We start from the raw sequence: 16,048 nt of genomic DNA, 5'->3' as shown, positions 1-16,048 counted from the left end.
ATGACCTCCTACTTTATATGTTCTCTTAGTATATCTGCTCGTTTTTCTTTTACAGATTTGTCATCTTCTTCATCTAATAAAAATGGTGACTGTATAGCTACCATCAATTCATTAAATTTAAAGTTTTGTAATTCAATGTAATTTAAATCTATACCAAGTTTAACTTCGCTTAATCTATAAGAAGCCTCTTCCATAGTTATCATTCTACAGTTTTGTAAAATACCTAGCGAGCGAAAAACACGGTCTTGTGTTTCTAATTGATTATAAGTGTCTAACTTTTGTCGTATTTGTTTTTCTTCATGAATGATTTGATTAACAACTTCTGTTAATGTTTCTATGATTTCTAACTCAGATTTACCAAGTGTAAGTTGGTTGGATACTTGATAAGTATGTCCATAAACTTGCGAACCTTCACCGTAAATACCTCTGATTGTATATCCAAAACGATTAATGGTTTGAGCAATCCGTGTCATTCTTTTCATAATAGATAGACCTGGTAAATGTAGCATCACGCTTGCTCTCATACCAGTACCTATATTGGTAGGACATGTAGTTAAATAACCAAGTTGTTCATCATAACTTATATCAAGGCTTCGATCTAATTCATCATCAATTGATGAAGCTTGATTATATAAAGCCTGTAATGTCGTGTCAGTTCCCATAGCTTGAATACGAATATGGTCCTCTTCATTTATCATGACACTTAAAGATTCATCATCATTCACTAATACTGCGGCTGCTGGTTGTTTTATTAGTTCAGGACTAATCAAATGCTTTGCAACCATTTTCATTTTACTTTGTTGATCCATTTGATCAAGACGCATTAATTCAAAATTTGGCAAGGCATCTTGTACCTCATTTATAACTCTAAATCCATCATTTTCAGTAGCATACATTAGTGGATGCACATGATTTTCTAAATTACGCGCTAACCGAATTCTAGAAGACATAACAATTGGTGTTTCTTCATTACTTTTCATCCATTGGCTGATATTATCATGAATATTATGCGTCATCATGTTGCACCTCACTCTCAGCTTTTAGTGCTTTAATTTCATCTCTAACAATGGCTGCTTCCTCAAAATCTTGGATTTCAATAAGTTTTTTCAAATATTCATTCTTTTCTTCGATTTTTCGCTTTAAAGCTATCTTTTTATGTGAAGAATGTGGTGTCTTTCCAACGTGCTCAAATTGTCCACCTTGAACTCTGCGGACGATATCAATGATGTCATCTTTAAATGTTGCATAACAATTAGCACACCCAAATTTACCAACATGTGCAATATCTTTCAAAGTCATATGACATGATGGGCAACGTTTTTCTTCTTTAAACGCTACTTCTTGAAAATTAATGCCATGTTTCGTAGCTAAATGTTGTAAAATTTGCTTAACAACAAATGCTTCTTCGAAATTATCTTGATGTTCTTGATATTCAGGCTGTTCATTAGCTTGATTCCACGGATGGTGCCCCTCAGCACAAGTTTGACACACCATTTTTTCTTCTGTTTTATTTTTACTTGTAACTTTAACTTTTAATTCCGCTTCATTAAGTTGACAATTTTCACAAAGCACTTCAACACCTCATTTCATTTAGTAATAATTTATAACTGGTAACAAACGTTTTAAAATATTTGCTCTAATAATATCTCTAGAAACCATATCCATTGATAGCGTTTCTCTATCAATAACTGCTTGAATCATTTTAGCTTCACGTTCATTTATTAACATTTTATCTAAAAGCCCATCAATAATATAATAAGCTTGTTGTTGAGAAATAGAAGGTCCAATCAGCTGAAGCAAATGATTAATATAACCTGTTGCATCTTTATTTTCAATTTTAGTGATTCGGATGTAACCACCACCACCACGTTTACTTTCGATTTCATAACCATGTTCATTAGTGAATCGTGTTTTGATTACATAATTTAATTGTGATGGTACACAATCAAAACGCTGTGCGATATTCGCTCTCTGAATTTCAACGACATCTTCATTCGACTCTTCAAATAAACGTTTGATGTATTGTTCTATGATGTCAGACATATTGTGCATGTATATCACCCCTTTTTGACCTTCTTTGACTATATTATATGACCTATTTTGACCTTTTTCAATTAATTTGTTTTTATATTTTCAAAAATTTATGATGTTAGCCCTTCCATTTTATTGTATGATAGATTGTAGAAAAAACTAAAGGAATGAGAAATATATGCATATTCTAATTGGGATTATCGGAATTATCTTCTTTTTAGCACTTGCGTTTCTATTTAGCTCAGACAGGGAAAATATTCGCTGGAAATATGTAGGAATTTTACTTGCAATTCAGCTTATCTTTGCATTTATCTTGCTTAAAACTACAATGGGAATCAAGGTTATTGGTGGTATTTCAAACGGTTTTAACTACTTATTATTAAAAGCAGCAGATGGTGTTAACTTTGTATTCGGTGGTATTCAATATATCGATCCTAAGCAACCACCATTCTTCTTCAGTGTATTATTACCTATCGTATTTATTTCAGCGATTATCGGTATCCTTCAATACACAAAGATTTTACCTTTAATCATTAATGTTTTAGGATTCTTAATTTCTAAAATTAATGGTATGGGACGTTTAGAATCATACAATGCAGTTGCTGCAGCAATTTTGGGACAATCTGAAGTATTTATTTCAATTAAAAAACAATTACCATACATACCTAAGCAACGTTTATACACATTAACAGCTTCAGCAATGTCGACTGTTTCTGCTTCAATTATCGGTGCATACTTTACCTTAATTGAACCTAAATATGTTGTAACGGCTGTTGTCTTAAACTTATTTGGTGGTTTCATCATCGCTTCAATTATTAACCCTTATAAAGTTAATGAAGAAGATGACAAATTATTAGTTGAAGAAACTGAAGAAAGACAACAATCATTCTTCGAAATGCTAGGAGAATATATTTTAGATGGATTTAAAGTAGCTGTCATTGTAGGCGCAATGTTAATCGGATACATTGCTATTATCGCTCTATTAAATGGAATTGTAAGCAATATCTTTAGTACAGTTTCAGGTGGCGCTATTTCTTGGGATTTCCAAACATTAATTGGTTTTGTCTTTGCACCATTTGCATTCTTAGTCGGTGTGCCATGGCAAGATGCAGTTCAAGCCGGTTCAGTTATGGCGACAAAACTATTATCTAACGAATTTGTAGCAATGCAAGCACTTGGTAAACTTAGTGATTTATCTGAACACGCAAAAGGTGTTACATCTGTATTCTTAGTATCATTTGCTAACTTTAGCTCTATTGGTATTATTTCAGGTGCGATTAAATCTCTTAATGACAAAAAAGGAGATACAGTTGCCCGCTTTGGTTTGAAACTATTATTCGGTGCAACACTAGTATCTTTCATTTCAGCTGCAATCGCTGGATTCTTTATTTAACAAATACATCAACATCGAATTAACCCCTTCAAAATTTTGACTATTCTCAGTCTCTTTGAAGGGGTTTTTTCTTATGTATATCTTTATTTTTTATCATTTTTAATTTTGACATAAAAAACAACTCCTCCAAAGCTAAGTTTGAAGGAGATATTGTCTTCTCAACAAATCTATAAATATCAATAATTCGTTGATTTAGCATACATTAAGCTATGCTTTTTTTACAATATGATTAATAAAGTAATCAGTTACTCTATAGTCATCTGTTAATTCAGGATGGAATGATACGCCTAAATATTTACCTTGCTGGACAGCTACAATTTTCTCATTAACCTTACATAGGATATCTACGCCTTGACCTACTTTTTCAATATGTGGGGCTCTTATAAAGACACCTTCAATATCTGTAGCGATACCTTTAATATCTAATTCTGTTTCAAAGCTGTCAACTTGTCTACCGAATGAGTTTCGTTGTACAGTAATATTCAACTTGTTAAGGTATCCTTCTTCACCAACTATATCTTGCGCTAGAACTATTAATCCTGCGCATGTACCAAACATAGGTAAAGTTGAATTTTGTAAAGCCTCTTTAAATCCATATAAATTCATTAATCGACGTAACGTTGTAGACTCGCCACCAGGTAATATTAAGCCCTCGATTTCTTCTAATTGTTCAACTTTTTTAACTGCAATACCTTCATGACCACTTAATTCAATATGTCTAATATGTTCACGTACTGCACCTTGTAATGCTAATACACCTATTTTCATATCTTACCAACCACGCTCTTGCATACGTTCTTCTAATGATAATTGATTGATATCTAAACCTTTCATAGCAGTGCCAAGTTCACTTGCTAATCTTCCAATTAGTTCATAGTCTTGGTAATGTGTTGTTGCTTGAACAATTGCTTTAGCAAATTTTTCTGGATCTTCTGATTTAAAAATACCTGATCCAACGAACACACCGTCGGCACCTAATTCCATCATTAAAGCAGCATCTTGAGGAGTCGCAACGCCACCAGCTGCAAAGTTAACTACCGGTAAACGACCATTGTCTTTAATTTGTTTTAAAATTTCATAAGGCGCACCGATATCTTTCGCAAAAGTCATAATCTCATCATCATTCATTACAGTCAATCGACTAACTTCTGAATTAACTTGTCTCATATGTCTTACAGCTTCAACAATATTACCTGTACCTGGTTCACCTTTAGTACGTAACATAGCAGCACCTTCACCAATTCTACGCGCAGCTTCACCTAAATTACGACATCCACATACAAATGGTACTGTAAATTGATCTTTTCTTAAGTGATATTCCTCATCTGCTGGTGTTAACACTTCTGATTCATCAATATAGTCAACACCCATCGCCTCTAATACTCTTGCTTCAGTGATATGACCAATACGTGCTTTAGCCATGACTGGAATAGAAACAGCATTCATTACTTCTTCTACAATTTTAGGGTTTGCCATACGTGCAACGCCACCAGCAGCTCTAATATCAGAAGGTACTCGTTCTAATGCCATAACTGCTACCGCGCCAGCTTCTTCTGCAATTCTTGCTTGCTCAGCATTAACGACATCCATAATAACGCCGCCTTTTTGCATTTCAGCCATACCTCTTTTGACTCTGTCTGATCCAATAATTTTACTCATTATACATAAAACCCCTTTTCAAGTTGATTAAATACATTGTAATGTATAAACTGATATTTAAAAAGGTACAAAATAAGATAAATTTAGGAGGTCAGTTATAAAATTGAAAAACACTTTATACCATCAACTTTATGAAAAATTAAAAAAACAAATAATTGAAGGTCAATTTAAAGAAGGCGATAAATTTTATTCTAAAAGACAATTAAGCAAACATTTATCTATCAGCCAAACAACCGTAGAGCATGCATATCAACTTCTATTAGACGAAGGTTACATTTATTCAAGACCTCGCTCTGGATATTTTGTGTCCGAAATTGAATCTTTAACAATTTTAAACAATCAACCTATCCCCTCTCTTTTTGATGATGATTCATATAAACCAAAAGCGAGTGATGAAGCTTATGATTATGCTTTTAATTTGGATGAAATAGATACGAAACATTTCCCGATAGAACTTTTCAGAAAGTATTCCAAAGATCTTTATGATACAAATCATTTAAATCAATTACGTAGAGGACATTTTCAAGGAGAATTACATTTAAGATTTCAACTGGCATTTTATTTATTTACTAATCGTGGTGTAATTTGTGATCCTAATCAAATTATAATTGGCTCATCTACCGAACAATTAGTAAATCAATTAGTCGATTTACTTTATACTTCAACATTTATTATCGAAAAACCTAGTTATCCACCAATCAAAAATATTTTAGATAAAAAACAAGTTGAATATGAACAAATTGAAGTTGAAGATAATGGAATAAACGTAGATGAAGTTATTAAATCACAAAAAAATATAGTATATATAACGCCTTCCCATCAATTTCCAACTGGATATGTGATGGACTTAAAAAAGCGAACTCAATTAATACAATGGGCTCAAGAAAAAGAAGAACGATTTATTATAGAAGATGATTATGATTCCGAGTTTAGATATTTCGGCAAACCCATTCCAGCAATTCAAGGTCTATATTCAAGAGGAGAAAAAGTGATTTATATCAGTACATTTTCAAAGTCTATTTTTCCTAGCTGTCGAGTTGCATATATGGTGTTACCCTATTCTATAATGAAAAAATATCATTCTCAAAATCACATTGAAGGCAACACTGTACCTGTTCATATGCAAAACCTTATTGCAACGTTTATATCTTCCGGTGGTTTTGAAAGGCATTTAAATAAAATGAGACGAATTTATCGTAGAAAACTAACCTATATTTTAAAAAGATTGAAACCTTACAAAGAGCAGCTTGATATTCAAGGTGCTGAAACGGGTATGCATTTTACAATTACAGTAAAAAATGGATTAACATTACAAGAGTGTCTTGATAGAGCAAACAAAGTAAAGTTAAAATTACAAGTTTATAATTTTGATGATGATCAAGACTATAAGAAAACCCCTAAATTTATATTAGGCTTTGGCGGTATAGACGATGATGCTTTAAAACCGCATGTAGACGCTCTAATAAAATCATTAATTATAAAGTAACACTTCTTTGATAAAAGTTAGTGTTACTTATGCAATAGCTTGTCTATTGTATAATAATTAATTTCCTTTTTGTATTTCAATAAAGTATATAAAAGAGCAGTAAGATCATTTTCAATTAGATACCGTCTTACTGCTCTTCTCTATTTATACAATATTTTGTTTTCGATGATATCATTTTAAATTTATATAAACACAAAATTAAAGTTGTACATACTTAGACAATCGAAAGTGTACATTATTAAATTATCATTTCCAGTTCTACTCTAGCGGAACGTAAGTTGGTTACCATCCTCGCTAAGAACCTTTCTTGACTTGTGACAATCGCTTGCTTCTTTCCTCTTCTTCGGCTCTCGCTTACTCATTTAGCTCTACTAAACTCGTTGCGCTCTTTTCTCGTTTCGTCAGATTCAAACGTTTTCACTTCGTCAAGCCATTTTCTTTGTGTTAACTTTTATTTTGACGTTTTAGACATAAAAAAAGAGACCTCACGGTCTCAATGCGGCTCATCGCATCCATTTTTGCCTGGCAACGTTCTACTCTAGCGGAACGTAAGTTCGACTACCATCGACGCTAAGGAGCTTAACTTCTGTGTTCGGCATGGGAACAGGTGTGACCTCCTTGCTATAGTCACCAGACATATGAATGTAAATTATACATTCAAAACTAGATAGTAAGTAAAAGTGATTTTGCTTCGCAAAACATTTATTTTGATTAAGTCTTCGATCGATTAGTATTCGTCAGCTCCACATGTCACCATGCTTCCACCTCGAACCTATTAACCTCATCATCTTTGAGGGATCTTATAACCGAAGTTGGGAAATCTCATCTTGAGGGGGGCTTCATGCTTAGATGCTTTCAGCACTTATCCCGTCCACACATAGCTACCCAGCTATGCCGTTGGCACGACAACTGGTACACCAGAGGTATGTCCATCCCGGTCCTCTCGTACTAAGGACAGCTCCTCTCAAATTTCCTACGCCCACGACGGATAGGGACCGAACTGTCTCACGACGTTCTGAACCCAGCTCGCGTACCGCTTTAATGGGCGAACAGCCCAACCCTTGGGACCGACTACAGCCCCAGGATGCGATGAGCCGACATCGAGGTGCCAAACCTCCCCGTCGATGTGAACTCTTGGGGGAGATAAGCCTGTTATCCCCGGGGTAGCTTTTATCCGTTGAGCGATGGCCCTTCCATGCGGAACCACCGGATCACTAAGTCCGTCTTTCGACCCTGCTCGACTTGTAGGTCTCGCAGTCAAGCTCCCTTATGCCTTTACACTCTATGAATGATTTCCAACCATTCTGAGGGAACCTTTGAGCGCCTCCGTTACCTTTTAGGAGGCGACCGCCCCAGTCAAACTGCCCGCCTGACACTGTCTCCCACCACGATAAGTGGTGCGGGTTAGAAAGCCAACACAGCTAGGGTAGTATCCCACCAGCGCCTCCACGTAAGCTAGCGCTCACGTTTCAAAGGCTCCTACCTATCCTGTACAAGCTGTGCCGAATTTCAATATCAGGCTACAGTAAAGCTCCACGGGGTCTTTCCGTCCTGTCGCGGGTAACCTGCATCTTCACAGGTACTATGATTTCACCGAGTCTCTCGTTGAGACAGTGCCCAAATCGTTACGCCTTTCGTGCGGGTCGGAACTTACCCGACAAGGAATTTCGCTACCTTAGGACCGTTATAGTTACGGCCGCCGTTTACTGGGGCTTCGATTCGTAGCTTCGCAGAAGCTAACCACTCCTCTTAACCTTCCAGCACCGGGCAGGCGTCAGCCCCTATACATCACCTTACGGTTTAGCAGAGACCTGTGTTTTTGATAAACAGTCGCTTGGGCCTATTCACTGCGGCTCTTCTGGGCGTTAACCCTAAAGAGCACCCCTTCTCCCGAAGTTACGGGGTCATTTTGCCGAGTTCCTTAACGAGAGTTCGCTCGCTCACCTTAGAATTCTCATCTTGACTACCTGTGTCGGTTTGCGGTACGGGCACCTATTTTCTATCTAGAGGCTTTTCTCGGCAGTGTGAAATCAACGACTCGAAGACTCAATGTCTTCTCCCCATCACAGCTCAGCCTTAACGAGTACCGGATTTGCCTAATACTCAGCCTTACTGCTTAGACGTGCAATCCAATCGCACGCTTCGCCTATCCTACTGCGTCCCCCCATCGATTAAAACGATTATAGGTGGTACAGGAATATCAACCTGTTATCCATCGCCTACGCCTGTCGGCCTCAGCTTAGGACCCGACTAACCCAGAGCGGACGAGCCTTCCTCTGGAAACCTTAGTCAATCGGTGGACGGGATTCTCACCCGTCTTTCGCTACTCACACCGGCATTCTCACTTCTAAGCGCTCCACATGTCCTTACGATCATGCTTCAACGCCCTTAGAACGCTCTCCTACCATTGTCCAAAGGACAATCCACAGCTTCGGTAATATGTTTAGCCCCGGTACATTTTCGGCGCAGTGTCACTCGACTAGTGAGCTATTACGCACTCTTTAAATGATGGCTGCTTCTAAGCCAACATCCTAGTTGTCTGGGCAACGCCACATCCTTTTCCACTTAACATATATTTTGGGACCTTAGCTGGTGGTCTGGGCTGTTTCCCTTTCGAACACGGACCTTATCACCCATGTTCTGACTCCCAAGTTAAATTAATTGGCATTCGGAGTTTGTCTGAATTCGGTAACCCGAGAGGGGCCCCTCGTCCAAACAGTGCTCTACCTCCAATAATCATCACTTGAGGCTAGCCCTAAAGCTATTTCGGAGAGAACCAGCTATCTCCAGGTTCGATTGGAATTTCTCCGCTACCCTCAGTTCATCCGCTCACTTTTCAACGTAAGTCGGTTCGGTCCTCCATTCAGTGTTACCTGAACTTCAACCTGACCAAGGGTAGATCACCTGGTTTCGGGTCTACGACCAAATACTAAACGCCCTATTCAGACTCGCTTTCGCTACGGCTCCACATTTACTGCTTAACCTTGCATCAAATCGTAACTCGCCGGTTCATTCTACAAAAGGCACGCCATCACCCATTAACGGGCTCTGACTACTTGTAAGCACACGGTTTCAGGTTCTATTTCACTCCCCTTCCGGGGTGCTTTTCACCTTTCCCTCACGGTACTGGTTCACTATCGGTCACTAGAGAGTATTTAGCCTTAGGAGATGGTCCTCCCAGATTCCGACGGAATTTCACGTGCTCCGTCGTACTCAGGATCCACTCAAGAGAGACAACATTTTCGACTACAGGATTATTACCTTCTTTGATTCATCTTTCCAGATGATTCGTCTAATGTCGTCCTTTGTAACTCCGTATAGAGTGTCCTACAACCCCAACAAGCAAGCTTGTTGGTTTGGGCTCTTCCCGTTTCGCTCGCCGCTACTAAGGGAATCGAATTTTCTTTCTCTTCCTCCGGGTACTAAGATGTTTCAGTTCTCCGGGTGTGCCTTCTGATATGCTATGTATTCACATATCGATAACATGACATAACTCATGCTGGGTTTCCCCATTCGGAAATCTCTGGATCAAAGCTTACTTACAGCTCCCCAAAGCATATCGTCGTTAGTAACGTCCTTCATCGGCTTCTAGTGCCAAGGCATCCACCGTGCGCCCTTAATAACTTAATCTATGTTTCCACCATTTTTATAAGTCAAACGTTAACATGAAGTTACGTTCTTTTATAAAAAGATTTAAACGCGTTATTAATCTTGTGAGTGTTCTTTCGAACACTAGCGATTATTTCTTATGAATTCAAGCTTATTTAAAACTCTTTATTCACTCGGTTTTGCTTGGTAAAATCTATATTTTACTTACTTATCTAGTTTTCAATGTACAATTTCTTTTTAGTCAAGCGCTCGCATACTGCTTTATTTTCATAAGCAATATCACTTTAACCAAAAAATATTTGAATGTTAAATAAACATTCAAAACTGAATACAATATGTCACGTTATTCCGCATCTTCTGAAGAAGATGTTCCGAATATATCCTTAGAAAGGAGGTGATCCAGCCGCACCTTCCGATACGGCTACCTTGTTACGACTTCACCCCAATCATTTGTCCCACCTTCGACGGCTAGCTCCTAAAAGGTTACTCCACCGGCTTCGGGTGTTACAAACTCTCGTGGTGTGACGGGCGGTGTGTACAAGACCCGGGAACGTATTCACCGTAGCATGCTGATCTACGATTACTAGCGATTCCAGCTTCATGTAGTCGAGTTGCAGACTACAATCCGAACTGAGAACAACTTTATGGGATTTGCTTGACCTCGCGGTTTCGCTGCCCTTTGTATTGTCCATTGTAGCACTTGTGTAGCCCAAATCATAAGGGGCATGATGATTTGACGTCATCCCCACCTTCCTCCGGTTTGTCACCGGCAGTCAACTTAGAGTGCCCAACTTAATGATGGCAACTAAGCTTAAGGGTTGCGCTCGTTGCGGGACTTAACCCAACATCTCACGACACGAGCTGACGACAACCATGCACCACCTGTCACTTTGTCCCCCGAAGGGGAAGGCTCTATCTCTAGAGTTGTCAAAGGATGTCAAGATTTGGTAAGGTTCTTCGCGTTGCTTCGAATTAAACCACATGCTCCACCGCTTGTGCGGGTCCCCGTCAATTCCTTTGAGTTTCAACCTTGCGGTCGTACTCCCCAGGCGGAGTGCTTAATGCGTTAGCTGCAGCACTAAGGGGCGGAAACCCCCTAACACTTAGCACTCATCGTTTACGGCGTGGACTACCAGGGTATCTAATCCTGTTTGATCCCCACGCTTTCGCACATCAGCGTCAGTTACAGACCAGAAAGTCGCCTTCGCCACTGGTGTTCCTCCATATCTCTGCGCATTTCACCGCTACACATGGAATTCCACTTTCCTCTTCTGCACTCAAGTTTTCCAGTTTCCAATGACCCTCCACGGTTGAGCCGTGGGCTTTCACATCAGACTTAAAAAACCGCCTACGCGCGCTTTACGCCCAATAATTCCGGATAACGCTTGCCACCTACGTATTACCGCGGCTGCTGGCACGTAGTTAGCCGTGGCTTTCTGATTAGGTACCGTCAAGATGTGCACAGTTACTTACACATATGTTCTTCCCTAATAACAGAGTTTTACGATCCGAAGACCTTCATCACTCACGCGGCGTTGCTCCGTCAGGCTTTCGCCCATTGCGGAAGATTCCCTACTGCTGCCTCCCGTAGGAGTCTGGACCGTGTCTCAGTTCCAGTGTGGCCGATCACCCTCTCAGGTCGGCTATGCATCGTTGCCTTGGTAAGCCGTTACCTTACCAACTAGCTAATGCAGCGCGGATCCATCTATAAGTGACAGCAAGACCGTCTTTCACTTTTGAATCATGCGGTTCAAAATATTATCCGGTATTAGCTCCGGTTTCCCGAAGTTATCCCAGTCTTATAGGTAGGTTATCCACGTGTTACTCACCCGTCCGCCGCTAACATCAGAGAAGCAAGCTTCTCGTCCGTTCGCTCGACTTGCATGTATTAGGCACGCCGCCAGCGTTCATCCTGAGCCAGGATCAAACTCTCCATAAAAATTATGATGTTTGATTAGCTCATAAATACTAAATAATGTTTGTAACTTATAGTTACATTTTTTGGAATTAACGTTGACATATTGTCATTCAGTTTTCAATGTTCATTAATGTTCAATCTCTTTTATTCTACTTCATTTATTTCTTGAAGTCAATAACTTTTTGAACGATTACTTTATTTATTCTATATTGTTTTTATAGTTATTTCAATGGTAAGTTTTACACTTTTGAAATTCTTCTTTAAAAACAACTGCGTCGTTTTTGACGACTTTATCATATTATCAACTTTGGAATTTAAAGTCAATAACTTTTTTAAAACTTTTTGTGTTCACAACCCGCTTCTTTTTCAACGCGTTTATTGCTTAACACAAGAACTTATTTTACCAGCATTCCAAAACAAATCAACATAAAAACGTACAAAATAAAAGTAATTTTGTACGTTTAGCATATATTATACCTATTTATTTGTAGCAGCTATAACTTTTTGTGCAATCGAGCTATAAATTTTACCTAGACGATCATCTGATTGATATATTGACGGTGCAAAATCTTTTGGATTCCAAGATGGTTGCTCTAAAGGTAATTCCCCAAGTAATTGAGTATTAAGTTCATCAGCTAACTTAGTACCGCCACCTTTGCCAAAGACATATTCTTTATTACCCGTCTCTTTACTTTCAAAATAACTCATGTTTTCAATTACGCCAAGAATAGAATGATCCGTATGTTTTGCCATCGCACCTGCGCGAGCTGCAACAAATGCTGCTGTAGGATGAGGTGTCGTTACAATAATTTCCTTACTTGAAGGTAACATCGTATGAACATCTAAAGCTACATCTCCTGTTCCAGGTGGAAGATCGAGTATTAAATATTCAATGTCTCCCCATTTAACTTCTGTAAAGAAATTCGTCAACATTTTACCTAACATTGGCCCTCTCCATATAACTGGCGCATTTTCTTCCACAAAAAAGGCCATTGATATAACTTTAACGCCATGACGTTCAACTGGAATTACTTCCTTCCCTTTAATTCCAGGCTTTTCATCAATACCCATCATATCTGGTACACTAAATCCATATATATCGGCATCTACTAATCCGACTTTTTTCCCTTCACGAGCTAAGGCAACGGCTAAATTTACTGCAACAGTAGATTTACCGACACCACCTTTACCGGAGGCTATTGCAATAAATTCGACTGGATTATTTTGAGATAATAGGCCTTCTATCGTTTTAGGTTTATTTTCTTCTTTTGGTTTAAATTGATTTACTTTTTCTTCCGGCAATGTTTCAAATCGTATACCGACCGTTTTCGCACCGTTTTCTTTTAATGCATTAACAACAGCCATCTGTAAATCTAATTGCGGTGCACCACCTAATTGTGCCATTGCTAATTTAACACTCACATGTTCTTTTTCTTCCTTAATAGAAACTTCAACAATACCTTCTGTTTCTTTTAAAGGCACATCTATAATAGGATCTTTAATTTCTCCTACCAATTCTTTCACTTGATCTACCGTTAACAAAGCAAATCCCCCTTAATCATTTTAAGACATCTACATCATAGCAAATAACAATTTTTGCTTAGTCTATCACTAAAAGTATAAAACTTTTTATTAAATAAAAAAAGCAGTTAGCCTATTATTTTAAATAGACCAACTACTATAATTATTTTAAAATTTCCTTCTATTACTTTCTATTTCTTTAGGTTCTCTTATAAAAAGTGCTATCACATAAGCTGCCATAACAAGCACAGCTACAAAAGCAAATGAGATATCCACCCCTATAGCAATGGATTGCTGTTTAATTTCAGTTGCAGTTAAATGCGATGGCGATGTAGATAAAAATATTTTTGCACCAAAACTCATTAATGTAACCATTAAAGCTGTGCCTAGTGAACCAGCCATTACACGACCAAAGTTCATAATAGCCGTGCCATGTGAGATTTCTTCATTTCTCAAAGAATTAATTCCTGTAGTATTTATCGGCATCATGAGTAAAGAAACTGAAAACATTCTAATTGCATATACGACTATTAAATACGTATAAGATGTGTCTGTATGCAAGAAACACAACATAATTGTAGTAATTGTTAAAATTGTAAAACCAGTATAAATCAATGGTCTAGGACCATACTTATCATAAAATTTACCTGTAAAAACTGACATAATACCATTTATTATTGCACCAGGCATGATAACAAGTCCTGATAACAAGGCAGATAAAGATAAACTGTTTTGAACATATAGCGGTATAAGCAGCGCAGGTCCAACCATTGACATCATTATAATCATTGAACTAATCGTACATAATGCAAATGTTCTATTTTTAAAAACCCTTAAATTTAAAAGTGCATTAGTAATATTAAATTGTCTACGTATAAATAAATAGATAATAACCATACTTATTATCAACGCACCTATTACTATTGGACTTGTAAATCCTAAATCTCCTGCACTACTAAATGCGTATAGCATTAACCCGAATCCAATAGTTGAATACATTACTGAGCGCTTATCTAATTTCGTATATTTCACTTCATTGTAACTTGAGATTGAAACTAAGCCGAAAACAAAGGCAACTAAAGCAATTCCTACAATTATAATAAATGGTACTCGCCAACTCGCTTGATCAATAATTAATCCTGTAACTGTAGGGCCTATTGCTGGTGCAAATTGAATTACTAAACCTGCTAGTCCCATTGCAAAACCTCGATGTTCTTTACTGAACAATGTAAATAACGTAAATTGCATTAAGGGCATAAGTACGCCTGCACCCATCGCTTGAATTACACGTGCTAACATTAAAACTCCAAAATTCGGAGCTAAGGCTGCAACAATAGAACCTAATAAAAATGTCCCCATCGCCGCTAAGTATAAAGGTCTAGTTTTAATTCTATTCATTAGATATGCCGTCAGAGGTATCATGACGCCATTAACAAGCATAAACCCAGTAACTAGCCATTGCGATGTACTTTCATTGATATTTAATTCTCTCATTATACTAGGTAACGCTGTATTTAATAATGTTTGATTTAAAATAGCTACAAACGCACTAATCAACATAACAGCAACTATGAAGTTTCGTCTCCGGGTTGTTAATTCAACTTTAGCCATCATAATTCCTCCTTTTTAAAACAGATATACACTTGTCCCTTTAATACGTATAGCCATGAACATAATGGGAGTAGTACTCAAATAATAAAGAAGCACTACATAATAAATCATTATTGGTTCTTACACATTAGGCACAGCTAATGTGTACTTAAAAACTAACAATATAACATTGTAGGGCCTAATAATTTATTTTATGTCTCAGACTCATACAATGGTTATTTAACTTATTTACCACAAATTGAGCACTAAGACTCACTATTATCGATTCTTCTATTGAACAAAAAGAAGTTGGAACACATATGTGCCCTCAACTTCAGATATCTATTTTCTATTATTTAAATTTTTACTTTCAGGGTAAAATTGAAGCTTACAAACATATAAGAACCCTATAATAACCATGATGACCCAAAAATCGATATTGATATACACATAGTTCAGATGAATAATAAAATAAAATAACGTTGTTGCAACTGTGTAAGAAATCAAATGAAAAGTCGCGCCTCTAAAATATGCATTTTCAGGCAACATTTTTCTAAAATAATCCATTAAATGCTCGACTGCAAATATGATGAAGTACCCAAAGATTATATAACTGCCATAATATAATAGGTTATCGTACATACTTCTATTATATGTAAAGTCACCCAACCTAAAATAAATAAGTATTCTACTTAATCCATATAAACCAAACCCTAGAAATGTTAAAAAAATCGCACCAGAAAGTACAAAAATAAAGAGAACAATCATTGTAGTTAACAAGTTATAAAACTTATGTTTAAGATAATTCACAATCATTGGCCTCCTTATTAATAAAATATTG

General features: G+C 37.3%; 10 protein-coding genes, 3 rRNA genes and 1 pseudogene. 2 read left to right on the top strand and 12 right to left on the bottom strand.

The genetic code is table 11. The features are described 5' to 3' along the window. Positions 1-8: 8 nt before the first annotated feature. From JQN76_RS06585 to JQN76_RS06575, 3 genes are read right to left on the bottom strand one after another with little or no spacing between them, the layout of a single operon-like run. Entirely contained in the window at positions 9-1,016 is a 1,008-nt protein-coding gene (locus JQN76_RS06585) for a protein arginine kinase (RefSeq protein WP_000149503.1), read from the bottom strand. After that, on the bottom strand, positions 1,006-1,572 hold the full coding sequence (locus tag JQN76_RS06580; protein WP_000882069.1) for a UvrB/UvrC motif-containing protein: 567 nt from the start codon (positions 1,570-1,572) through the stop codon (positions 1,006-1,008). Before JQN76_RS06580 ends, JQN76_RS06585 begins: the two co-directional genes overlap by 11 nt. Before the next feature lie 18 nt (positions 1,573-1,590). Then, the gene (locus tag JQN76_RS06575) at positions 1,591-2,052 is read right to left on the bottom strand and encodes a CtsR family transcriptional regulator (protein WP_000551762.1); all 462 of its coding nucleotides are present in this window, start codon (positions 2,050-2,052) and stop codon (positions 1,591-1,593) included. A 157-nt stretch (positions 2,053-2,209) separates the two neighbouring features. Between JQN76_RS06575 and JQN76_RS06570 the strand changes: the two genes are divergently transcribed. Next, positions 2,210-3,424, top strand: coding sequence for a NupC/NupG family nucleoside CNT transporter (locus tag JQN76_RS06570; RefSeq protein WP_000547792.1), 1,215 nt, complete (start codon positions 2,210-2,212; stop codon positions 3,422-3,424). 207 nt (positions 3,425-3,631) lie between these two features. Here JQN76_RS06570 and pdxT read toward each other — a convergent pair whose 3' ends face one another. Together pdxT and pdxS are read right to left on the bottom strand one after the other, a co-directional pair. Continuing rightward, entirely contained in the window at positions 3,632-4,192 is a 561-nt protein-coding gene (gene pdxT / locus JQN76_RS06565; RefSeq protein WP_000690439.1) for a pyridoxal 5'-phosphate synthase glutaminase subunit PdxT, read from the bottom strand. Between the two features lie 3 nt (positions 4,193-4,195). Then, a complete protein-coding gene (gene pdxS, locus JQN76_RS06560) occupies positions 4,196-5,083 on the bottom strand; it encodes a pyridoxal 5'-phosphate synthase lyase subunit PdxS (protein ID WP_000034728.1) in 888 nt (295 codons plus the stop codon). Between the two features lie 103 nt (positions 5,084-5,186). Here pdxS and pdxR point away from each other — a divergent pair, with 103 nt between their 5' ends. Further along, the gene (pdxR, locus tag JQN76_RS06555; RefSeq protein WP_000799248.1) at positions 5,187-6,569 is read left to right on the top strand and encodes a MocR-like pyridoxine biosynthesis transcription factor PdxR; all 1,383 of its coding nucleotides are present in this window, start codon (positions 5,187-5,189) and stop codon (positions 6,567-6,569) included. A 520-nt stretch (positions 6,570-7,089) separates the two neighbouring features. Here the strand turns inward: pdxR and rrf are convergent. From rrf to sepA, 7 genes and pseudogenes are all read right to left on the bottom strand, one after another. Further along, positions 7,090-7,204, bottom strand: a 5S ribosomal RNA gene (gene rrf, locus JQN76_RS06550). Positions 7,205-7,276: 72 nt separating this feature from the next. Then, a 23S ribosomal RNA gene (locus JQN76_RS06545) occupies positions 7,277-10,199 on the bottom strand. A gap of 366 nt (positions 10,200-10,565) precedes the next feature. Beyond that, positions 10,566-12,117, bottom strand: a 16S ribosomal RNA gene (locus tag JQN76_RS06540). Together the 16S, 23S and 5S rRNA genes form the textbook arrangement of a ribosomal RNA operon. 183 nt (positions 12,118-12,300) lie before the next feature. Further along, positions 12,301-12,485, bottom strand: a pseudogene (locus JQN76_RS06535) (hypothetical protein). Between the two features lie 88 nt (positions 12,486-12,573). Continuing rightward, complete coding sequence (locus JQN76_RS06530) at positions 12,574-13,638, bottom strand: Mrp/NBP35 family ATP-binding protein (protein ID WP_000958531.1); 1,065 nt, start codon at positions 13,636-13,638, stop codon at positions 12,574-12,576. 147 nt (positions 13,639-13,785) lie between these two features. After that, complete coding sequence (gene lmrS / locus JQN76_RS06525) at positions 13,786-15,228, bottom strand: multidrug efflux MFS transporter LmrS (RefSeq protein WP_025175394.1); 1,443 nt, start codon at positions 15,226-15,228, stop codon at positions 13,786-13,788. 321 nt (positions 15,229-15,549) lie between these two features. Beyond that, positions 15,550-16,023: a multidrug efflux transporter SepA gene (sepA, locus tag JQN76_RS06520; RefSeq protein ID WP_000636857.1), complete on the bottom strand. Its 474-nt coding sequence runs from the start codon at positions 16,021-16,023 to the stop codon at positions 15,550-15,552. Positions 16,024-16,048 lie beyond the last annotated feature (25 nt).

This window comes from Staphylococcus sp. SM3655 (assembly GCF_016917315.1).
Taxonomy (GTDB): Bacteria; Bacillota; Bacilli; order Staphylococcales; family Staphylococcaceae; genus Staphylococcus; species Staphylococcus aureus.
This window is presented reverse-complemented; position numbering and strand designations above follow the sequence as displayed.